The sequence below is a fragment of the Arthrobacter sp. zg-Y750 genome, assembly GCF_020907365.1.
Taxonomy (GTDB): domain Bacteria; phylum Actinomycetota; class Actinomycetes; order Actinomycetales; family Micrococcaceae; genus Arthrobacter_B.
In genome coordinates this window covers 193,399-215,373 of the sequence record NZ_JAJJOC010000013.1, presented here as the reverse complement: position 1 = coordinate 215,373, position 21,975 = coordinate 193,399, and the positions used below count along the sequence as shown (strand labels likewise).

Genomic DNA, 21,975 nt, shown 5'->3' with positions numbered 1-21,975 from the left:
TGCCGGGCCGCGCCGGGGATACAAGGCATACTTACTAATATGAGTATCGAGTTCCCCCTGCCGCAGGGGCATGCGGCCGAGGGGAATGCGCTGCGGATAGCTGTCCTGTCCCACCTGCACCATCCGATCGCCAGCCCCTACCTCGGCGGACTCGAGATGCACACGTCCCTCATGGCCGATGAGTTCGCCTCCCGCGGCCATGACGTCACGTTGTTCGCGAAGGAAGGGTCCGACTCGTTGGGCCGCGTCGTGCCCGTGCTGGAGGCGTCCTTCGAATTCCGCCGCGGGCTTGCCCCGGAGGAAATGTCCGTTCAGCAGCAGAGGTTGGATGCCGCGCTGCACCGGGCCATCGAGGAGGTGCGTAACGGCGGATTCGACGTCGTCGTCAACAACTCGTTGAGCCTGCTGCCCTACATCGAGCTGGCGGATGTGCCCATGCTGACCATCCTCCACACCCCGCCCCTGCCATGGATCGTTGACGCGGTGGTTGACGGCCGGGCGCCGCTTTCGCCCCTGCACCGGTTCCTCAGCGTCTCGGCACGCAACGCCACCGGATGGCAGCCGCACCTGCCGGACCTGCACGTGGTCCACAACGGCATCCGCCTGGCGGACTGGCCCGCCGGCCCGGCGCAGCGTACCGGCGTCGCCGTTTGGGCCGGCAGGGTGACGCCGGAGAAGGGCCTGCATATTGCCATCGACGCCGCCCGGGCGGCCGGGATGGAACTGCACTTCGCCGGGCCGATCAGCGACCGCAAATACTTTGAGCGTGTTGTGGCTCCGCACCTCGGCAGGGGTGTGCGGCACGCAGGCCACCTGGACCACCGGCAGCTGGCGGCATTCCTCGGGTCCGGCGACGTATTTATCGCCTCGCCGGTCTGGTCCGAACCTTTCGGGCTCACCGCCCTGGAGGCAATGGCCTGCGGCACCCCCGTAGCTGCCCTGCCGCTGGGCGCCATGCCGGAAATCATCGACGCCGATGGCGGCCGGTTGGCTGAAGGGCTGGGCGCGGACGCACTGGCCGACGCCGTCACCGCAGCCCGCACCCTGGACCGCCGCGGCGTACGCAAATCCGCGTCCCGCTTCAGCGCCGCCGTCATGGTGGACTGCTACGAGGACCAAATCCGGTCCGTGCTGCAGCCGGACGGGCTGCCATCGTCATCCGATGCCTCAACCGCGCTGGTGCGCTGACCGGAGCCCGGACTTGCCTTCTGCACGCCTTCCCCGGGTGGCGTACTACGCCCACCACCACGGCACCGGACACCTGCGCCACGCGGTCAACATTGCCCGCCTGGACGCGGTGGAGCTGCTGGTCACCGGCACGGCTCCGCCCGGCGGCATCCCGTCCCTCCCGGGCAGTGCACAGTTCGCCGCCCTTCCGCCCGACGTCGGGCCCGACGGTCCCTTCGGCCCCGGCCCCGGCAGCTTCCTGCACTACGCACCGGCAGCCCCGCTGGTCCGGGAACGGTTTGCCCGGCTGCACCAACTATGGCAAGAGTTCACCCCCGACGTAGTGGTGGTGGACGTGTCCGTGGAGACCGCTCTCTTCGCCCGCCTGTGCGGATACCCGGTCATCCACCGGCGGATGCACGGCGAGCGCACGGACACACCGCACAGGCTCGCCTATGAATCGGTCAACGGCCTTATTGCCTACTTCCCCGAGAGCATCGAGGAACCGTCACATCTGGCGGAGCACGGCGGCAAGAGCAGCTACCTCGGCATGCTCGCACCGGCCAGCGCGCCGGCGCCTGGATCCATTCCGGTCCGCCCGCGGACGGTCAGCGTGCAAACCTCGCTTGGCGGCAGCGGAGTGCAGCTGTCCGATCTGCTTCGCGCCGCCCGTCGCACACCGGACTGGCAGTGGGAAGTGATGGGCCGCACCGCCGGAGCGCCGACGGACCTGCCCGACAACGTGCAGCTGCTCGGCGTCGTGTCCGATCCGGGACCCCGGCTGGCCGCGTCGGACGTCATTGTGACCTCCGGCGGGCACAACGCCGTCGCCGCCGCAGCCGCAGCGCGGCGGCCGGTACTGGTGATCCCCGAGCCCCGGCCGTTCCGCGAACAGGAACTTTTCGCCCGGGCGCTTACGCCGGCGGGGGCCGCCTCAGCCCTGACCTTCGCCGATGTGCCGGACTGGCAGCACACACTGGAGCAGCTGCGGAACGGGGATCCCGAACAGCTGGCCAAGACATTGCTGGTGCCGGTGGAGGACTTCCGCGCCCGGTTCCTCGCCGCCGTGGAGCAGGCAGTGTCGGGCGGTCAGTACGGCGCGTCCACCCGAACGGCCGCCAGCTCGGCGGGGCCCGGCGAGCGCAGCAGCCGCAGGTCACTGCCTGCGGGGTCCCAAGCGACATAGCCCGCTTCGGCAAAAGCATCCAGCCAGCCGGTCATGGGCCAGTTCCCCCATTTGCGGCGGAACGCCCGGGCGTTGACCACAATCGAGTCCAGGTGCTGCAGCGGGGGCCGGTGCACCCCGTGGTGCTGGTGGAACATGACCGCCGCGGAGAACGCCAGCGGAACCCCTTCGCGCCGTGCCGTGAAGGCGAAATCGGTGTCTTCGCCGCCGTAGCCGGCGAACGATTCATCAAAACCGCCGATACGGTGGAAGTCATCCTGCGCCACAGCGAAACCCAGGGACCAGAACAAGGCGTACTCCGCAGAGGGCAGCGCCGGCCGGCCTGGTTCGGGCGCGAGCGCGGACCGCGCATGGTGCGCGATGGAGTCCCGGAAGAGCACCTCGGCGTCGCCGCTGCCGGCCCAGGCGGCCACGTCGGCGCCTGCGGCCAGATAACGCGGTGCGGCCATGACCAGGCCGCCGGTCCGGCCCGCATCGGCCAGCAGCACCTCGAACATGGTGGGGGCCGGTATGCAGTCCACGTCCAGGAACACCAGGACAGGGAAACGGGCTGCAGCTGCGGCGGCATTGCGGCCCGCACCCAGCGGCAGCGGCGCACCAGGTCCGGTGTCCAGGTGGACTACCCGCAGGGGCACACTGCTGGCCGGAGGAACCGCACCGGGCTGGTTCATGTAGCAGAGGACAATTTCGGCCGGGAGGAGGGTGGACCTGTTGATTCCCAGAACCGTGTTCGCCAGATGGGCGTCGCGGCCGGAACTGATGATGAGTACCGAAAACTGCCGGTAGGCCCCGGTGGGCTGCTCAGGCATTCTTCCCTTCCGCCGAAGGGCACCCGCCCGCCGGACACCCCGAACTAGTAAGTATACTGAAGACAGATTTCACAGGGACGGATTTCGGGAGTAAGTACATATGAGCGCAGCTGGGGATTCGATCATCAGGGTGGCTTCGGTGCCGCACAGCCAGGTCTACATTCGGCACACAGACGCCGTCCCCGGCGAGCCGGGCAGCGTGGTTCGGCTGCCGGACCCGGATCCCCGCAACCCGGGCCAGTCCACTGAAGCCAAGTGGTGGCCGCCGGTCATGCTCGACGCTGGCTGGATCCGGGAGAACGCCGGCAGCTTTGACCTCATGCACATCCACTTCGGCTTCGATGCCATCACGCCGGAGGACCTGCGCGCCGTCACGGAAGAACTGAAAGCCCAGGGCAAGCCGCTGGTCTACACGGTCCACGACCTCCGCAACCCGCACCACCTCACGCCGGATGCGCATAACGCGCAGCTGGATGTCCTCATCCGCGCGGCCGATGAACTGATTACCCTCACCCCGGGCGCTGCCGCCGAAGTTGAACGTCGGTGGGGGCGCGCGCCGCACGTGCTGCCGCACCCGCATGTGGTGGACCTGGACGAACTGGAACGCCGGCAGGCCCGCCGTCTCGCCGAGACGCCGCGGAATGAATTCCGGGTGGGAGTGCACCTGAAGAGCCTGCGCCCGAATATGATGGAGGGCGCCGTCCTGCCGTCCCTGCTCGACGCCGTGGAGGCGCTGCCCGGGGCGGTCCTGCAGGTCAACGGACATCCGGACATCCTGACGCCGGAGGGGGACAAGTACCGCCCCGAACTGTACCGCTGGCTCACCGAGGCGGCCGACGCCGGCCGGCTGGAACTGCAGGTCCGGGATTATTTCGACGAACCGCAGCTCTGGGACTACCTCTCGGGCCTGGACGTATCCGTGCTGCCGTACCGCTTCGGAACCCATTCGGGCTGGCTGGAGGCATGCACTGACCTGGGCACCAGCGTGCTGGCCCCGTCCTGCGGCTTCTACGCACAGCAACGGCTATCGGTTACCGAGTTCGTGCACAACGAAGAAGGCCTGGACGCGCAGTCGCTGGCCAACGCCCTCAAGCAGCTCCACGGCAACCGGCCCTGGCCCGGGCTGACCCGGGAAGAGCGGACAGCCGAACGCCGCCGGGTGGCCGCAGCGCACGAAGCGATCTACCGCTCGCTCCTGGACAGGTAGCCCCGGCAGCCCCGGCCGGACCGGCTGGTCCGCCCGGGGCTATCGGCCCGGCGCCAGTGCCTGCTCCAAACCGGCGAGCACCTCCGGCGTCAGCGGGCTGCCCGGAAACCGGGCCAGCCGCCGCAGCGGGAGCGAACCCATCATCGCCAGCGCACCGGCGAGCCCGGAAGGACCGGCGTCCCCGGCGCCCGCCCCGCCCATTCCGCCCAGCAGCTGGCGGCCCTGCGGATCCGCCAACCACTCCGACACGGTCGAGTTCAGCGTGAGCGGGTGCCGTTCCCCGGTACTGCCGGCACCGGGCAGCTCCACGGTGCCGGTCAGCCGGATATCCCGCGAGGAGGAGCCGACGTCGATCCGGCATTCTCCGGCGTCGGTGACCCAGTGGTGAGCGGCAGTGTCATATCGTGCCAGGGCAGTCAGCGGCAAGGTGAAAAGCACCGTATCGGACGCCCCCGCTTCCAGGAACACCTTGCTGAAGGCCCGCAGCTGCCGCGGCGCGGTTCCAGATGCAGGAGCCGGAGCGCCGGAGTACACCTGCACCACCTCGGCCCCGGCCCGCGCCCCGGCGTTGGTAACCGTGAGTTCCACCGTGAGCAGCGGTCCGGCTTCCGAATCGGTGGTCCCCACCGTGAGGGAACTGTAGGCGAAGCTGGTGTAGGACAGCCCGTGGCCGAAGCAGTATGCCGGTGCCACGGCGCGGGCGTCGTACCAGCGGTAACCCACGAGCAGGCCTTCGCCGTAACGCACGGTGCCGGCCTCGCCGGGGTAATTGCCAAAGGCGGGAGTGTCCTCGATCCGGTGCGGAAAGGTTTCCGCCAGTTTCCCGGAGGGGTTCACGTCCCCCAGCAGTACATCCGCCACTGCTTCACCGCAGGCCTGGCCCGGAAGCCATGCCTCCAGCACCGCTGGTACCCGCTCGCTCCATTCGGTTTCGACTGCGCCTCCGTTGAACAGCACCACCACCGTCCAGGGGTTCGCCGCCTGAACTGCCCGCAGGGTGTCCAGTTGGCTGGCTGGCAGGCCGAGGTCCGGACGGTCAAAGCCCTCCGACTCCCGGTCCTCGGGCAGGCCGAGGAAAAACACCACCGCATCGGCCGCGGCCGCGGCCGTTTCGGCTTCGGCCACCAGCGCCTCGTCTGGTGTCCCGTCCAGCCGGTACCCGGGCGCGAACACCGCTGCCGCTGTCCGTTCGGCCAGGACATCCAGGGGAATGCTGACCTGCGTGGGCGTGACCTGCGAGGACCCTGCGCCCTGGTAACGCGGAGTCCGGGCCAGTTCGCCCACCACCGCCAGCCGGAGGTCCGGGGAGAAGGGGAGGATGCCGCCGTCGTTCTTCAACAACACCATGGACTCCGCCGCGGCTCGGCGGGCGAGCTGGTGGTGTGCTGCCGGATCGACCGGTTCACGCACTGGTCCAGCGGTGTGTGCGCCCAGCTGCACCAGCCGTGCCACGGAGGTGTCCACCATGTCCCGGCTTATCGTCCCGGCGTCAAGGCCGGCCTGCAGTTCGGCTGTTCCCAACCCGTTGCTGGCCGGCATCTCCAGATCCAGGCCGGCAGCGAGCGCCGCAGCTCGGTCGGTGACGGCGCCCCAGTCCGACATCACCAGGCCGTCAAAACCCCACTCGCCGCGCAGCACCGTGTCCAGCAGCCAGGCGTTCTCCGCGGCGTGGATGCCGTTGACCTTGTTGTACGCGGCCATCAGGGTCCACGGTCGGGCACTGCGTACTACTGTTTCGAAGGCGCGCAGGTAGATCTCACGCAGGGTGCGCTCATCCACTGCCGCGTCGATCCGCATCCGCTCCGCTTCCTGGTTGTTGGCGGCGAAATGCTTGGGGCAGGCGCCCACGCCCACGGCCTGCACCGCACGGATCCAAGCCGCACCGAGCAGCCCGGCCAGCAGGGGGTCCTCGGAAAAGTACTCGAAGTTGCGTCCGCACAGCGGCGTGCGTTTGATGTTCAGCCCCGGACCCAGGACCACGTCCACCCGGGCAGCTGCCGCCTCCCGCGCCGTCGCCGTGCCCAGCAGCGCCAGCAGCTCCGGATCCCAGGAACAGGCCGTGAGGCACTCGGCAGGGAAACAGGTGGCGGGCAGGGAATCACCAATCCCGGCTTCCGTCTCGCTGCGGGCACGGCGGATTCCGTGCGGGCCGTCGGAGAGCACCAGGGAACGGATGCCCGCAGCCGGGGCAGCTGCCGTTGTCCAAAAGGTTTCCCCGGAGAGCAGCAGGAGTTTCTCCTCGATGGGCAGGGACGCCACAGGTCCGGGCAGTGGCCCGGGTACGGATGTGCGGGGATAGTCGCCGAGCGGTCCGGCTGCGGGGATTGGCATGTGCCGGAGTCTAGGACTCCGGTACGGTCCGCCGGAAGAGCACGAACGCGTTGGGGGGCCCGGGCCCGGGCATACACACGGGACCTGTGCGGAGGTTGGGCACGGCGGCTAGTGTTTCGGTATGCACCTGGCCGCAGAGCCGTGTCGGCGGATCGGAGCAGATCAATGATTAGCCATCTGGACCGGTACCGGCAGATCGCCGAGATACTCTCCCGGAACGGTTTGGGGTTCCTGGTGTCCGCCATGGGATTGGAAGGCCGGCTCCCGTTCCGCCGGCAGCAACCTCCGAATGAGGGCAGGCAGCGCCGGACCCGCCCGGAATACCTGCGCACCGCCTTGGAGGAACTGGGGCCCACCTACGTGAAGATAGGCCAGCTGCTCTCCACCCGCCCGGACCTGCTGCCGCCGGAGTACCAGGAGGAGCTCGCCAAACTGCAGGACGACGCCGTGCCGGTGCCGTGGCCGCGGATCCACGAGGAACTGCGGCAGGAGCTGGACGCGGACCCCCTGGAAGTTTTCGCGTCCTTTAACACCAGCGTCATGGCCAGTGCCTCCATTGGCCAGGTGTATGCCGCCTCCCTTCGGGACGGCACGCAGGTAGTGGTCAAAGTTCGCCGGCCGGGAATCGCCGAGGAGGTGGCCCAGGACCTTGAGATCCTGCAGAACCTGGCGAATACGGCGAGCAAGCACTGGGAAGCCGCGCGCGACTATGACGTCACCGGGCTGATGGAGGAGTTCGCCTCCACCCTGCGCGGAGAACTGGACTACCTGCAGGAAGGACGCAACGCGGACCGGTTCCAGCTGAACTTCGAAAACAACGCGGCCATCACCATCCCGGTCATCTACTGGGACTACACCACCTCACGGGTGCTGACCATGGAGCGCATCAGCGGGACAAAGGTCACCGACACGGCCGCACTCGACGCAGCTGGCATAGACCGCCCGGCGCTCGCCCGCGCAGCTACTGCATGTGAGATGCAGATGGTTTTCGACGACGGTTTCTTCCATGCCGATCCGCATCCCGGGAACCTGTTCGTGGAGCCCGGCGGCAGTGTTGGATTGATCGACTTCGGCATGGTGGGGGAGGTGGATGAACGGCTGAGGAACCAGTTGTCCGGCCTGTTCGTGGGGATTGTCCGCCAGGATCCGGAACGAATGGCCAACGCGCTGGTGCGCATCAATGCCTCCGGGGTCCGGGTGGACCGGGTCAAGCTGCGGATGGACCTGGGTCCGCTGATCCGGATGTATTCGGGAAAGGACCTGCACACCGCACCGGTGGGCAACATCATCACCACCGGGCTGGGCATCCTGCGCACGCACCACATCCAGCTGCCCCGGGAAATGGCGCTCTTGCTGCGCATGCTGATCATGACCGAGGGGATGGGCGAAGTGCTGGACCCGGACTTCCGGCTGGGCCCGGTCCTGGGGCCGTATGCCCGGCGGATGGCCCGGCAGCAGCTGAACCCGGTGAACTACGCCCGGCGGCTGGGCCGGGCGGGTACAGAGGTCCTGGAACTGGGCGCAGAGCTGCCGGACCAGGTCCGCCGGCTGCTAAACACCCTGGACTTCGAGGGGATGGAGGTCCACATCCGGGCGGAGGAGCTGCTGCCGCTGGTGATCCGGCTGGAGCGCGTGGGCAACCGCATGGTCGCAGCCATTTTCGCCTCCGCCTTTATCCGCGGCGTGGGCGAGCTGGCCCTGGGGGATTCCTCCCGCTGGAAGTCCTGGCAGGCACCGCTGATGAGCGCAGGGCTGGCGTCCACGGGTGCGCTCGGCGGGTACATTGCCTGGACCTCCCGCCGGACGCGGCTCCGCGGCCTGTAGCCGAAGACGGTCAGGGAATCACGGGCTTCACCCTGGCGGGGCGGGCGGGATCTGCCGCAGGAACCTCGCCAAGCTTCGCCGTCGGAACGTGTGCGGTCTCCCTTGCAGTGAAGGCCGAGACGGCTGCGATGAGGCAGATCACCGCAGTGAAACCGCTGGTCACCAGCCAACCGCCCGGGTCCAGGCCGCCGAGCGCCGCAACGATGGACGGCGCAAAGCCAGCCATCAGGAAGCCGAGCTGGGTGCCGATGGCCAGCCCGGAGAAACGCACGTTGGCGCTGAACATTTCGCCGTAGAAGGAAGGCCACACGGCATTGGCCGCGGCGTAGCCGCAGGAGAACACCGCGATGGACAGGGCAAACTGCAGCAGCGTGTTCCCCGACTCCATGGACAGCAGGTAGAAGGGCATAATCACCGCACTGGACACGGCGCCATAGATAAAGACGGGCCGGCGGCCGATCCGGTCGGCCACCCGGCCGAAGAGCGGCTGTGTCAGCAGGGCGACGGCGTTGCCGGCCACCACCAGCCACAGCGTGATGTTCTCGTCGACGTCGCCCACTTCCGTGCCGTACTTGATGGCGAGGGTGCCGTACACCGTGGACACCGCAGCAATGAAGGCGCAGCAGATGACCCGAAGGACATCGCGCCAGTGGTTCTGCAGCAGTACGCCCACCGGCAGCTTGGCAAGTTCGTTGCGTTCCTTGGCTTCGGTAAACGTAGGGGTTTCGTGCAGCGACCGGCGGATGAAGTACGTAACTATTACCACCACGGCGCTGAGCCAGAACGGAATGCGCCAGCCGATGCTGTATTTGATGTCATCGGGCAGCGAGACAACGGGGATAAAGACCATGGCGGCAAGGATCTGACCACCCTGGGTACCGGTGAGGGTCCAGGAGGTAAAGAAGGAGCGGCGGTTGTCCGGTGCGTGTTCCAGGGTCATGGAGCTGGCGCCGGCCTGCTCGCCGGCGGCCGACAGCCCCTGCATCAGGCGGCAGAAAACCAGCAGGATCGGCGCCCACCAGCCGATGGTGCCAAAGTCCGGCAGGCAGCCGATCAGGAACGTCGAACCGCCCATGAGCAGCAGCGTGAACATCAGCACGCGCTGGCGTCCCACCCGGTCACCGAAGTGGCCCAGGATGACGGCGCCCACCGGGCGCGCCACGTAGGCGAAGCCGAAGGTGGCGAGCGACATCACGCTCGCCTGGGCGTCAGCGTCCGGGAAAAACACGCGGGGAAAAATCAAGGCGGCAGCTGAGCCGAAAATGAAGAAGTCGTAATACTCGACGGCGCTGCCCATAAAGCTGGCAGTCGCGGCCTTGCGCGGGGTCTTGCCCGGTGCTGATCCGGCGGGGGCGGATGCGTCCATTGCATCTCTCCTGACATGGGCGGAAGCGGTAGGGGAAGCTGTGCTGGAGGAGATTGTGCGGAACATGTGCGGATAGCGCACGCCTGTGCATTATCCGTACACGTGAAGTAATGTAGCTCACAGCGAAGTCTCCGGCAAGGCGCAATCCCTTACACAGGGAATGCTCCGTCACGGCACGGAGACGGGTGAATCATGCAGCGGGAGGAGCTGGTCCATGAGCGGCACCAATGAAACATTCATTGTCGGACTGATCGGTGAAGGCATCACCGCCTCGCTCACGCCGCCCATGCATGAGCGCGAAGCCGCCCACCAGGGACTGCGCTATATCTACCGCCCCATCGACCTCCTGACGCTGGGGCGGCCCGGCACCGATGTCGGCGAGGTGCTGCGTTGGGGCCGGGACCTGGGCTTCAACGCCTTCAATGTCACCCATCCCTGCAAGCAGCTGGTCCTGGCCGAGCTGGATGACGTCTCCGACGACGCCGCCCGGCTGGGCGCCGTCAATACCGTGCTGATCCGGAACAGCCGGTTCATCGGGCACAACACCGATTTCTCCGGTTTCGGCAGTGCCCTGGCGGATGGCCTGCCGGACGCCGAGCTGGACTCGGCAGTGCAGCTGGGCGCCGGCGGCGCCGGCGCCGCCGTGTCCTACGCACTCCTGACCGCCGGAACCCGCCGGCTCACCATCCTGGACCTCGAGCCGGCACGGGCCGCGGACCGGGCAGCGGCCCTCACGCATCTGTTTCCCGGCCGGCAGATCACCGCCGGCACGCCCGGGGACCTGCCCGCAGCGCTCCCCGGGGCGGACGGACTGGTGCACGCCACTCCGCTGGGAATGCACTCCCATCCCGGCCTCGCCGTCGACCTGGACCTGCTGGACCCCTCCCAGTGGGTCGCGGACGTGGTTTACCGCCCGGTGGACACGGAACTCGTCCGCGGCGCAAGGGCCAAGGGCTGCCGGGTACTGGACGGCGGCCGGATGGCCGTGGGACAGGCCGTGGACGCTTTTGAACTCATCACCGGCATCCGGCCCGACCCCGCCCGGATGCACGCCCACTTCACGGAACTCATCAGCCAGGGCCGCTGAGGCCGGGAACCGGAGCACCCATGCGCACCTCTATCGCCACCGTCTGCCTGAGCGGCAGCCTCGAAGAGAAAATGCGGGCCTGCGCTGCGGCCGGCTTTGACGGCGTCGAAATCTTCGAACCGGACCTGGTGGTTTCTCCCTCCACCCCGGAACAGATCCGCGCGCTGGCCGGGAGCCTCGGCCTCAGCCTGGACCTCTACCAGCCCTTCCGCGATTTCGAAGGCGTGGGTGGTGAGGAACTGGCGGCGAACATGGTGCGGGCCCGGGCCAAGTTCGAGCTGATGAACCGGTTGGGTATTGAGACCATGCTGCTGTGCAGCAACGCGGGCACGGCAACCGTTAACGACGACGCCGTGGCTGCCGGCCAGTTGAGCAGCCTCGGAGACCTTGCTGCCGGGTACGGCGTGAAGGTGGCCTATGAGGCCCTGGCCTGGGGCCGCTACGTCAACGATTTCGAGCACGCCCAGCGCATAGTGGATTTGGCCCGGCATCCGAACATCGGCACCTGCCTGGACAGCTTCCACATCCTCTCCCGCGGCTGGGACCCGGGAGCCATCGAAAAAATCCCGGCGGAGAAGATCTTCTTCGTCCAGCTGGCCGACGCCCCGAAACTGTCCCTGGACGTGCTGTCCTGGAGCCGGCACTATCGGGTCTTCCCCGGCCAGGGCGCTTTTGACCTGGCGGGCTTTATGGCGCATCTGGTCCGCACCGGCTACGACGGACCGGTCTCGCTGGAGATCTTTAATGACGTGTTCCGGCAGACGGCCGAGGAAGGCACCGCCGTGGACGCCATGCGTTCGCTGACCTTGCTTCAGGAACGCACCGCCGCCCGTCTGGCGGCGGACGACGGCGCGGCACGCTATCCGATGTCCCTGGCTGCCCTGCCGCCGGTGGCCGAACCCAGCGGCTTCAGCTTCGCCGAGGTCAAGGCGGAGCACCCGGAGACTGTATCCACCTTGCTCCGCCAGCTCGGCTTCGAATTCGGCGGCCGGCACCGGACCAAAGCCGCGCAGCTGTGGACCCAGGGCCAGGCGAGGGTCATCATCAACGGTGCCGGCGCACTGGAACCGGGCATCTCCGCCCTCGGCCTGGACGTGCAGGATCCGCTGGCCGCCGCCTCGCGTGCCGTGCAGCTGCGCACCCGCCGGGTGCCGCGCGAAACCCAGGCGGATGAGCAGGTGCTGCAGGCCGTGTACGCGCCCGACGGCACCGAAGTCTTCCTCTGCGAGGCCACCGCGGACGGTACGGCCGCCTGGGCGGGGGAGTTCAGCGCGGATCCGGGCTCCGGCACGGACGCGGAGCCGCTGGTCACCGGCATCGACCACGTCAACCTGTCCCAGCCGTGGCAGCATTTTGACGAAGCCGTACTTTTCTACGAAGCCACCCTTTCCCTCTCGGCTGCCGCTGCGCAGGAGGTTCCGAGCCCGATGGGCCTGGTCCGGAGCCAGGTGATGCGCAGCACCGCCGGCGGGGTGCGGCTGGCCCTGAACATCGCCCCGCTCGCGGTCGAGTCCGAACCGGGCGGCTATCCCCAGCACATCGCATTCGCCTGCACCGACCTGGTCGCTGCTGCGCGGCAGGCCGCCGGCCGGGGATTGCGGTTCCTGCCCGTACCGGCGAACTACTATGAGGACCTCGCTGCCCGGTTCCGGCTGGAGCCGGACTTCCTGGCTGCGCTGCAGGAATTGAACCTGCTGTACGACCGAGACGGCGACGGCGAGTTCCTGCACTTCTACACGGCCACCGTGGGGAACGTGTTCTTCGAAGTGGTGGAGCGGCGGGGCCGCTATGACGGCTACGGCGCACCCAACGCCCCGGTCCGGCTGGCGTCGCAGTATCTGGCGGCCGAAGGCACGCTGGCACGGAAGGACGGCTGAGAATGGAGGACAGCTACTACGTCAAGTCCGTGGAGAAGGCCTTCGCCGTACTCGGCGCCTTCAGCAAGGACGTTCCGGAACACACGGTCAGTTCGGCTGCGGCTGCGGCCGGCACCAGCCGGGCAGCGGCCCGGCGGTTCCTGCTGACCCTGCGGGACCTGGGGTATCTGGGCTACGACGGCACCGCTTTCCGGCTCGCTCCGCGGACCCTGGACATCGGCGCCTCCTTCCTGTCCCATCTTTCGCTGCCGCACGCCGCCGAACCGCACCTAAAGCAGTTGTCCGCAGATCTGGGGGAGACGACATCGCTGTGCATCCTGGACGGCAGTGACGTGGTCTACGTTTCGCGGATCACTTCGCCGCGGTTGGTGCGGGTGGCGGTCAACGTGGGCACCCGTTTCCCGGCCTGGGCCACCTCCATGGGACGGGTGCTGCTGGCTGCACTGCCGGAAGCCGAGCAGGAGGAGTACTTCGCTGCGGTCCAGCTGATGCAGTACACGGCCGGCACGGTCGGCAGCATTGCGGAACTGCAGCACGCAGTGCGGCGCGCGGGAACCGAAGGGTTCTCGCGCGTCGCGGACGAACTGGAAAACGGACTGCGGGGCGTGGCGGTGCCGGTCCGCGGAGCCGACGGTTCAGTGGTCGCCGCAGCGAACGTGTCCCTGCAGCTGCACAGTTCCCCGGAGGAACACATCGAAGAAACTGTGCTGCCGCACCTGCGGGCCGCCGCGGACCGGATCAGCAGGGACCTCGGCGGCCGCGCCTAGTGCATGCACCCGGCCCCTCAGGGACTAATGGTGGAAGCCGGGGTGCTCTGCTTCGCGGGGCATGGGCGCGTTCAGTTGATCCAGATAGGCCGTTTCGCGGCGGATATCGGTCAGCAGGTTCTCGGCCAGGTCCATGCTCAGTCCGTTGCGGACCACAACCCGCTCCACCGTGAGGTTGGCCAGGTTGTCCGGCATGGGATACGCCGGTACCAGCCAGCCCTTGGTGCGGAGCCGTTCGGCAAGGTCGTAGAGGTTCCATTTGTCCGTCTGGCCGTCCTTCAGCCGCCATGCGAACACGGGGATATCAGAGCCGTCATTCCATAGTTCGAAGGGCCCGATTCCGGCGATTCCGCTGGACAGGTGCAGGGCCACATCCTGGGACGCCTGCTGGACCTTGGCGTAACCGTCCCGGCCCAGGCGGAGGAACAGGTAGTACTGCAGGACCACCTGGGCGCCGGGACGGGAAAAGTTCAGGGCGAACGTAGGCATGTCGCCGCCGAGGTAGCTGACATAGAAAATCAGGTCCTCCGGGAGCCACTGCCGTTCCCGCCACACCACCCAGCCCAGCCCAGGGTAAACCAGGCCGTACTTGTGTCCGGACGTACTGATTGAATGCACGCGCGCCAGCCGGAAATCCCATTCCAGATCCTGCTGGAGGAACGGGGCGATCATGGCGCCTGAAGCACCGTCCACGTGGATGGCGATGTCCAGGCCGGTGGAGGACTGGATCTCATCAAGCTTCGCGGCAATCTGCTTTACCGGCTCGTACATGCCGGTGTAGGTCACGCCCATAATGGCGACGACGCCGATGGTGCCCTCATCGACGTACTTTTCCAGTTCAAAGCCGTCCAGGCACTTGTGCTCCTCGCTGATGGGCACCAGCCGGGCCTCGATATCGAAGTAGTTGCAGAACTTTTCCCAGCACACCTGCACCGCGGAACTCATCACGAGGTTCGGCCTTTCCGCGGGTTTCCCCTCGCTGCGCCGTTTGTGCTGCCACAGCCGCTTCAGGGCCAGGCCGCCGAGCATGCAGGCCTCCGAGGAGCCGACCGTCGAGGTGCCGATGGTCCCCTCCGGGTCGGGTGAGTGCCACAGGTCCGCCAGGATCCGCCAGCAGTTCTGTTCAATCTGCGCGGTCTGCGGGTATTCATCCTTGTCGATCATGTTCTTGTCGAACGTCTCGCTGTAAAGCCGGTTCGCCTGGTCATCCATCCAGGTGCTGACAAACGTGGCAAGGTTCAGGCGCGCATTCCCATCCAGCATGGTTTGATCATGCACAATCTGGTACGCGGTTTCCGGCAGCATTTGCCCCTCGGCCAGCCGGAATTTCGGAGCGGACGTTTCTTCGCCCGGGCGGGAAAAAAGGGGATTAACCGATACGGAATCCTGGTTGTTCTGCGCCATTGTGGAAGCCTCTCGACGTGATGCCGGTCGGTATCGTGCCGTAGTGGACGGCGGGCGGATCCTCACAGGACTGTGCGCACCTGAAAACTATACGCGGGGCGAAAATCCATTACTAGGCTCAAGGCCAGCGGCCCGGACCGTGGGGCAAAGGCGTTTCCGCCACCACCCAATACGCCGGCTGGGCCCTGTTTGCACGGGGGTATCCATTGAGGGCAGGAACCTTCCGGACGTAACCTAGCGGCACCGGCATTCCTCCCCGCCCGGCGGCAGGGCCGGAGCAAAACCGGCGCAACCTGCGGCGAATCCGGGCCATACACAGGAGATATCCATGGCTTCACTTGCAAGGCGCGAACGCTTCGAACTGCCCGACCAGGTCCGAAAATTCTTTGAGGGGGACTGGGAGGTCCCGGCCTTCCCCATCGAGGAGTACCAGGACGGTAACAGCATGGTGATCCGTGCCGAACTGCCCAACATCAACCCCGAGCAGGACCTGGACGTTACGGTCAGCGACGGGATGCTGCATATCAAGGGTGAGCGGCGCGAACAGACCGAACACAAGGGCCGCAACGGCTACCGCTCGGAGTTCCGGTACGGCTCGTTCACCCGGGAAGTTGCCCTGCCCAGCGGCGCCAGCCAGGACGACGTCACCGCCTCCTACAACGACGGCGTCCTTGAAGTCCGCGTCCCCGTTCCCGAGGTTGGTCCCTCCTCCAAGAAGGTGCCTATCTCGCGCGGTTAGTTCCACCGCCGGAAGCCCAACCGGAAGGACCGGTATGACCACGCAGCCGGCACGGAAGCAGCGAACGTACCCGGACTGGCTGGTCATTGCCGTCCTGGCCTGCGGCGGCATTGTGGTTTCACTGGAAAAGACCGCCGTGGTGCCGCTGCTGCCCGAATACCCGCGGGTCTTCGGGGTCAGCAGCGACGACGTCTCATGGATGGTCACCGTAACCCTGCTGGCCGCCGCCGTGGCCACACCCATCGTGTCGCGGCTGGCGGACATGTACGGCAAGCGCCGGATGCTGCTGCTGGCAATGGCCGTGATGGTGGTCGGAGCCTTCACTGCCTCGGTTGGCGGAACCTTCACCTGGGCGCTGGTGGGCCGGGGACTGCAGGGCTTTTCGGGGGCGGTGATCCCGGTGGGAATCAGCATCCTGCGCGATGCCCTGCCGCAGAAGAAAATTGCGGGAGCCGTGTCCCTGATGAGCGCCAGCTTCGGAATTGGCAGTGCCCTGGGGCTGCCGTTGTCCGGGTACATCTACGACCGGCTCGGATGGCAGGCAACGTTTTGGGTGGTGGGAATAATCGCCGCGCTGCTCATGGTCGCCGTTGTCGTTTTTGTCCCGGAGTCGCACGTGCGCACACCCGGCCGCTTCGATTACCTCGGCGCAGTGCTGCTCTCGGCGGGGATGACCGCGCTGTTGCTGGCCATTACCAAGGGCGGTGTCTGGGGGTGGACCAGTTATCCGGTGGTGGGCCTGTTCGCCGGTGCCGCCGTGTTCTTTGCCCTGTGGTTCCCGGCGGAGCTGCGCAACGGCCAGCCGCTGGTGGACCTCCGGACCTCTGCCCGCCGCCCCGTCTTGCTCACCAATATCGGGGCAGTACTGGTCGGCTTCTCCATGTACGCCAACATGCTGGTCACCACGCAGCAGCTCCAGCTGCCCCGGGAAACCGGCTTTGGATTCGGGCTGAGCGTGGTGGTGGCGGGCTTGACCATGATCCCGTCCGGGCTGGCCATGGTGGCGGCTGCACCCGTGTCGGCAAGGATCACCAACGGTTTCGGCGCCAAAACCACCATGGTGAGCGGCTGCGCGGTAATGGCGGCCGGCTACCTCTGGCGTGTGCTGTTTGTGGGTTCGGTGACCGAAATCATCACCGGGGCAGTGATCATATCGGTGGGAACAGCCATGGCCATGGCCGCTATGCCCACCCTGATCATGAGCAACGTACCGCTGACGGACACTGCCGCGGCCAACGGAGTCAACACACTGCTGCGTTCGGTGGGCACCTCCACCTGCAGCGCCGTGGTGGCCACCGTCCTGGCATCGCTGACGGTGAGCATCAGCGGTGCCGCCTTCCCCAGCTTGGACGCCTTCCGGACCGTTTTCGTCTGCGCCGGAATCGCGGCACTTGCGGCCACCGGAGTGTCCTGCCTGATCCCGCGCTCCCGCCGGCGCGAGGCCACCCACCCGGATCTGCACGCGGCACCGGGGCAAGTGCAGCCGCAGCGCGCAGACGCGAAACGGGAAATCATGGTCCACGGACGCATGCTCTCGGCGGCGGACGGTAAGCCTGTGCAGCGCGGCACCGTCACCGCGCTGGATGGCACGGGCCGACCGGTGGACTGGGACCGCGCCGACGACGCCGGCTCCTACAACGTGGTGCTGCCCGGGGACGGGGAGTACGTGCTCGTCGCCAACCATGCCCACTGGCGGCCGGTGTCGGAGGTGCTGGCCTTCCCCGGCTCGGCGGCGAACCATGACATCCACTTCCGCCAGCGGCTGACCCTCTCCGGGCGGATCGAGCATGCCGGCCGCCCGCTTGCCGGTGCCCTGGTCATCCTGGTCCGGCCGGGAGGCCAGCCGTCGGTGGCCGTGCGTTCCGACACTGCCGGGAACTACGAGCTGCCGCTGCCCGGGGCCGGCAGCTACATCCTCAGCATCGTGGAGCCCGACGGTGTGAACACGCATTCCCGGCGTGTCGTCCTGCCCGCTCCGGAGACAAACATCGACGTCGAACTTGGCGGCCGCGGGCCCCGGACCAGCCTGCGGATCTGAACCGAAGACTGCGGGTAGGTCCGCTCGGTGCAACCAGCGGGCGAGAGCAAGCGCACAACCCCCGCTTTGGTCCGCGCCTGCCCGAGCGCATACGATCAATCTGGCGTAAAGCGGGATTTCGGCAACACGTGCCGAAGCTGAACCCGCCACGCGGACTCTTTTCACTCGTCTTTAGTTAGGGTATGCGGTGGATCTCACCCTCATGGTCGCGCTGGTGATCGCGCTGGCTTTATTCTTCGACTTCACCAACGGATTTCATGACACCGCCAACGCGATGGCAACTCCCATCGCCACCGGCGCAATCAAACCGAAAACAGCAGTGGCCCTGGCGGCCGTGCTCAACCTGGTTGGCGCTTTCCTCTCCACCGAGGTAGCCAAAACCATCTCGCACGGCCTGATCCGCGAGGGCGACGGCGGAATTCAGATCACCCCGGTAATGATCTTCGCGGGCCTCATGGGTGCCGTGATCTGGAACCTGATCACCTGGCTCAAGGGACTGCCCAGCAGTTCTTCCCACGCCCTGTTCGGCGGGCTGATCGGTGCCGCGGTAGTGGGTGCCGGGTTCGGCTCGGTGGACTTCTCGGTGCTGGTCTCCAAGGTGGTCCTGCCGGCACTGATCGCTCCGGTCATCGCGGGCTTTGTGGCGTACCTCGCCACCAAGCTGGCCTACCGGATCACCCGCCGGCATGACCCGGACTCCGGGGAGAAGCTGCCCCGCAAGCGCGGCGGCTTCCGCTACGCACAGATTTTCTCCTCCTCGCTGGTGGCCCTGGCGCACGGCACCAACGATGCGCAGAAGACCATGGGCGTCATCACCCTGGTCCTGGTGGCCGACGGACTGCAGACCGCCGGAACCGGCCCCCATTTCTGGGTGGTCGCCTCGTGTGCCGTTGCCATTGCTGCCGGTACCTACGCAGGCGGCTGGCGCATCATCCGGACCATGGGAACCGGCCTGACCGAGGTCAAGCCGGCCCAGGGCTTCGCTGCCGAAACCAGCACCGCAGCCGCCATCCTGGCCTCCTCCCACCTTGGCTTTGCCCTCTCCACGACCCAGGTTGCCTCCGGCTCCGTCATTGGTTCGGGCCTGGGCCGCAAGGGCGCGGTGGTCCGCTGGGGAACTGCCGGCCGGGTCGCCAGCGGCTGGCTGCTGACCCTCCCTGCAGCAGCGGTCATGGGTGCCGTCACCGCCGCCGTCGCCTCCATGGGAACAGCGGGCGTGGTCATCGACGCCGTCGTCGGGACGCTGGTTATCCTCGGCATCTTCCTGTGGTCCCGGCGGGACAAGGTGAGCCATGACAATGCCGTCAGCAACAGCGGTATTGAAAACGCCGGTGAAGTCGTGAGCATCAAGAAGCGCCGCGGCAAGGGCAAGAACAAGGGCGGCAAGAAGGCCAAGCAGGGCAAGAACCACGGCAAGGCCAAAAAGAGCTCCAAGGGCCGCAAGAACAAGAACGGCAAAAACACCCGCAAGGTCAAGGCAGGTTCCAAATGAACATCCACTGGCTGGACTACCTCGTGGTCTTCGGCGTCACGCTGGTAGCCGCACTGATCGTCGTCGGCGTCTACTCCTTCGGAGTGCGGCTGTACGCCGTGTCCCAGGACGAAGCCACTGCTTCCACCCCGGGCAACCGTGTTGCCTTGGCGAAGGCCGGCGCGTTTGCGTGCTTCGGCGTGAGCGCCGTTGCAGTCCTGTACGGCATCTACCTGATTGTCCGGGCGCGGCAGGTTTACCAACTAACAAACCCTAAACACCCCATCCGGCCGGCAGGATCGTTGATCCTGCCGGCCTTCTGCGTTGCCGGGCCCGGTTCGGGTCCCGAAACGTCAGTTCTGCGACGTCAGTTCTGCGAGGTCAGTTCTGCGACGCGGCGTCGCCCCCGGAGTAGAAGGGGTAGTCGGTGTAGCCCTCCGGGCCGAACGAGTAGAACGTCGTGGCGTCAGGGGTGTTCAGGGGCAGCCCCTCCTGCCAGCGGCGCACCAGGTCGGGATTGGCGATGGCCGGGCGGCCGACCACGACGGCGTCTGCGAGTCCGTCGGCAACCATGGCGATCGCTTCGTCACGGGTGGTGATGACGCCGAAGCCGGAGTTGAGGAACACCGGCCCGCCGAAGCGTGAACGCAGGGCCTGCACCAGCTCTCCGGCAGGGTCACGGTGCAGGATGCTGAGGTAGGCAAGGCCCAGCGGTGCAATGGCGTCCAGCAGGGCGCCGTGGGTGGCCAGCACGTCCGCCGGATCTGTCTCGAGCGCCCCCTGGACATTGTGTTCGGGGGACAGGCGCAGGCCCACGCGGTCCGCCCCGATTTCGGCGGCCACGGCGAAAACCGTCTCGATGACAAACCGTGCCCGGTTCTCCGGGCTGCCGCCGTAACCGTCGGTGCGCTGGTTGGAGGCGGGGGAGAGGAACTCGTGCAGCAGGTAGCCGTTGGCCCCGTGCAGTTCGACTCCGTCAAAGCCCGCGTCAACTGCCGCACGCGAAGCGCGTACGAAGCCGGCGGTCACTTCCGCCAACTCTTCGGTTTCCAGTGCCCGCGGCACCTCGTACTGCTGCTTGCCGTCATAAGTGTGGGACAGCCCGTCCACCGCGATGGCGCTGGGGGCAACCAGTTCCAGCCCGCCGGTGGTGTTGGTGTGGCTTACGCGGCCGGCGTGCATGACCTGCGCAACGATCCGCCCGCCGGCGTCATGCACCGCGTCGGTGACCTTCCGCCAGCCGTCCAACTGCTCCGGGTCCACCAGCCCCGGCTGGCCCGGGAAACCCTGGCCTTCACGGCTGGGGTAGGTGCCTTCGCTGACAATCAGGCCCAGTGAGGCGCGCTGCCGGTAATGCTCAACCATCATGGGTCCGGGGATACCGTCCCGGCCGGCGCGCTGGCGGGTCAGCGGTGCCATCACCAGGCGGTTGGACAGCTCCAGGCTGCCGGCAGTCATCGGGGAAAACAGGTTCAAAACGCAACTCTTCCTATAGTGCGCCGCTGCGCACGCCTCTTGGGGTGGCAGCGGCAATTCCAATCCATAGGCGGCAACCCCGAAGCGGGCGCCCGTATTCCGCAGGGCTGTCTTCCGCCGCGCATCCCGGCCTGGTTAGCATTGCCAGATGGTCCGGACCGTGTACTACGCCTCGGCCTCACTCGACGGCTTTGACGCCGCCGGACACAACCCGGCGGGGTTCAACTCCGCCGATTACCTGGCCGCAGGCTTCGACCCCTTTTCCCCGCATCCGACGGAAGCCGCCGGAACCGAAGTGCCATCCGCCGCGGGAGCCGTGGTGATGGGCGCAGGCACCTACGCGCGGCTGCTGCGCCAGGTCCAGGAACACGGGCCTGCGGCATGGGACTGCCCGCAGGCGCCGGTGTGGGTCTATACCCACCATGAGTTTCCCGGCATAAACGGCGCTGACGTGATGTTCGTGCGCGGCCCCGTCAGTGAGTTCGCCGCAGACATTGCCGATTCCGCGAACGACGCCGACGTGTGGCTGCGCGGAACAAACCTTGCCGCCCAGTACCTCCGGGAAGGCCTGTTGGACGAGCTGCACCTGACACTGCACCCGCTGCTGCTGGGCTCAGGGCAGGCGCTGCTGCCGGCCGCGGCGAATCAGCAGGTCCGCCTGCTCCGGTCAGAGCCTTCCGCGGACGGCAGCATGCGCCTGCACTACTCGTTCCTGCCGGGTGCCTAGCGGGTCTCGCGGATCATGTTGGTGATCCGGGCGGTGGACAGGCGCCGGCCCTGCTCATCCGTCATCACTACTTCATGCGTGGTGAGGGTATTGCCCAGGTGCAGCGCGGTGGCCGTACCGGTGACCAGCCCCGAGGAGACGGACCGGTGATGCGTGGCCCCTATTTCAATACCCACCGCGTGCCGGCCCGGGCCTGCGTGCATTCCGGCACCAAAGGAACCAAGGGTCTCAGCGAGGACCAGGTGCGCTCCGCCGTGCAGGATTCCGGCCACCTGTTCGTTGCCTTCCACCGGCATGGTGGCGACCAGGCGGTCCGGCGCCATTTCCAGGAACCGGATGCCCATCTTCACCACGAGCCGTCCGACACCGTGCGCGGCAAGCCAGTCGTGCAGCTCCTCCGGGACACCTGCGTCCAGGAGTTCCTGCCGGTGCGGGTTCGTGTGTGCCGCGGGGCCCCCCGGGCCCGGCGTGAAAATCTCGCTCATGGCAACTAGGCTTG

17 protein-coding genes are annotated in these 21,975 nt (G+C 67.1%); 11 read left to right on the top strand and 6 right to left on the bottom strand.

The window, feature by feature from the left end:
- Nucleotides 1–39 precede the first annotated feature (39 nt).
- Together LOC57_RS08815 and LOC57_RS08810 are read left to right on the top strand one after the other, a co-directional pair.
- Nucleotides 40–1,188, top strand: a complete 1,149-nt coding sequence (locus LOC57_RS08815; protein WP_229959194.1) for a glycosyltransferase — start codon at nt 40–42, stop codon at nt 1,186–1,188.
- A gap of 13 nt (nt 1,189–1,201) precedes the next feature.
- Nucleotides 1,202–2,353, top strand: coding sequence for a glycosyltransferase (locus tag LOC57_RS08810; RefSeq protein ID WP_229959192.1), 1,152 nt, complete (start codon nt 1,202–1,204; stop codon nt 2,351–2,353).
- Here the strand turns inward: LOC57_RS08810 and LOC57_RS08805 are convergent.
- A complete protein-coding gene (locus tag LOC57_RS08805; RefSeq protein WP_229959190.1) occupies nt 2,257–3,162 on the bottom strand; it encodes a glycosyltransferase family 2 protein in 906 nt (301 codons plus the stop codon). The genes LOC57_RS08810 and LOC57_RS08805 overlap by 97 nt on opposite strands.
- A gap of 100 nt (nt 3,163–3,262) precedes the next feature.
- Between LOC57_RS08805 and LOC57_RS08800 the strand changes: the two genes are divergently transcribed.
- Nucleotides 3,263–4,369: a glycosyltransferase gene (locus LOC57_RS08800; RefSeq protein ID WP_229959187.1), complete on the top strand. Its 1,107-nt coding sequence runs from the start codon at nt 3,263–3,265 to the stop codon at nt 4,367–4,369.
- Nucleotides 4,370–4,408: 39 nt separating this feature from the next.
- On the opposite strand, the gene LOC57_RS08795 is transcribed toward LOC57_RS08800, so the two are convergent.
- On the bottom strand, nt 4,409–6,700 hold the full coding sequence (locus LOC57_RS08795) for a glycoside hydrolase family 3 C-terminal domain-containing protein (RefSeq protein ID WP_229959185.1): 2,292 nt from the start codon (nt 6,698–6,700) through the stop codon (nt 4,409–4,411).
- Between the two features lie 165 nt (nt 6,701–6,865).
- On the opposite strand from LOC57_RS08795, the gene LOC57_RS08790 reads away from it, so the two are divergent.
- The gene (locus tag LOC57_RS08790; protein ID WP_227911267.1) at nt 6,866–8,524 is read left to right on the top strand and encodes an ABC1 kinase family protein; all 1,659 of its coding nucleotides are present in this window, start codon (nt 6,866–6,868) and stop codon (nt 8,522–8,524) included.
- Between the two features lie 10 nt (nt 8,525–8,534).
- Here the strand turns inward: LOC57_RS08790 and LOC57_RS08785 are convergent, their stop codons facing one another.
- Nucleotides 8,535–9,890 carry an MFS transporter gene (locus LOC57_RS08785; protein ID WP_227911268.1) on the bottom strand — a complete coding sequence of 452 codons (1,356 nt, stop codon included), beginning with the start codon at nt 9,888–9,890 and terminating at the stop codon, nt 8,535–8,537.
- A gap of 214 nt (nt 9,891–10,104) precedes the next feature.
- On the opposite strand from LOC57_RS08785, the gene LOC57_RS08780 reads away from it, so the two are divergent.
- The 3 genes from LOC57_RS08780 to LOC57_RS08770 are packed head-to-tail and all read left to right on the top strand — an operon-like array spanning nt 10,105 to nt 13,621.
- Nucleotides 10,105–10,977: a shikimate dehydrogenase gene (locus LOC57_RS08780; protein ID WP_229959183.1), complete on the top strand. Its 873-nt coding sequence runs from the start codon at nt 10,105–10,107 to the stop codon at nt 10,975–10,977.
- 20 nt (nt 10,978–10,997) lie between these two features.
- Nucleotides 10,998–12,854, top strand: coding sequence for a bifunctional sugar phosphate isomerase/epimerase/4-hydroxyphenylpyruvate dioxygenase family protein (locus LOC57_RS08775; protein ID WP_229959181.1), 1,857 nt, complete (start codon nt 10,998–11,000; stop codon nt 12,852–12,854).
- Between the two features lie 2 nt (nt 12,855–12,856).
- Nucleotides 12,857–13,621, top strand: a complete 765-nt coding sequence (locus LOC57_RS08770) for an IclR family transcriptional regulator domain-containing protein (protein ID WP_229959179.1) — start codon at nt 12,857–12,859, stop codon at nt 13,619–13,621.
- A gap of 24 nt (nt 13,622–13,645) precedes the next feature.
- Here LOC57_RS08770 and LOC57_RS08765 read toward each other — a convergent pair whose 3' ends face one another.
- Entirely contained in the window at nt 13,646–15,025 is a 1,380-nt protein-coding gene (locus LOC57_RS08765; protein WP_229959177.1) for a glutamate decarboxylase, read from the bottom strand.
- 328 nt (nt 15,026–15,353) lie between these two features.
- Here LOC57_RS08765 and LOC57_RS08760 point away from each other — a divergent pair, with 328 nt between their 5' ends.
- The 3 genes from LOC57_RS08760 to LOC57_RS08750 all read left to right on the top strand — a co-directional run bounded on the left by LOC57_RS08760 (nt 15,354) and on the right by LOC57_RS08750 (nt 19,294).
- A complete protein-coding gene (locus LOC57_RS08760; RefSeq protein WP_227926345.1) occupies nt 15,354–15,764 on the top strand; it encodes an Hsp20/alpha crystallin family protein in 411 nt (136 codons plus the stop codon).
- A 34-nt stretch (nt 15,765–15,798) separates the two neighbouring features.
- Complete coding sequence (locus LOC57_RS08755) at nt 15,799–17,802, top strand: MFS transporter (RefSeq protein ID WP_229959175.1); 2,004 nt, start codon at nt 15,799–15,801, stop codon at nt 17,800–17,802.
- A 187-nt stretch (nt 17,803–17,989) separates the two neighbouring features.
- Nucleotides 17,990–19,294: an inorganic phosphate transporter gene (locus LOC57_RS08750; RefSeq protein WP_283996814.1), complete on the top strand. Its 1,305-nt coding sequence runs from the start codon at nt 17,990–17,992 to the stop codon at nt 19,292–19,294.
- Nucleotides 19,295–19,654: 360 nt separating this feature from the next.
- Here LOC57_RS08750 and LOC57_RS08745 read toward each other — a convergent pair whose 3' ends face one another.
- Nucleotides 19,655–20,731, bottom strand: coding sequence for an alkene reductase (locus LOC57_RS08745; RefSeq protein ID WP_229959567.1), 1,077 nt, complete (start codon nt 20,729–20,731; stop codon nt 19,655–19,657).
- A gap of 166 nt (nt 20,732–20,897) precedes the next feature.
- On the opposite strand from LOC57_RS08745, the gene LOC57_RS08740 reads away from it, so the two are divergent.
- Nucleotides 20,898–21,476 carry a dihydrofolate reductase family protein gene (locus LOC57_RS08740; protein ID WP_227926342.1) on the top strand — a complete coding sequence of 193 codons (579 nt, stop codon included), beginning with the start codon at nt 20,898–20,900 and terminating at the stop codon, nt 21,474–21,476.
- Here the strand turns inward: LOC57_RS08740 and LOC57_RS08735 are convergent.
- Nucleotides 21,473–21,961 (bottom strand): hotdog fold thioesterase, encoded by a 489-nt coding sequence (locus tag LOC57_RS08735; protein WP_227926341.1) that lies wholly within the window; start codon nt 21,959–21,961, stop codon nt 21,473–21,475. The two genes, LOC57_RS08740 and LOC57_RS08735, sit on opposite strands and share 4 nt — an antisense overlap.
- Nucleotides 21,962–21,975 lie beyond the last annotated feature (14 nt).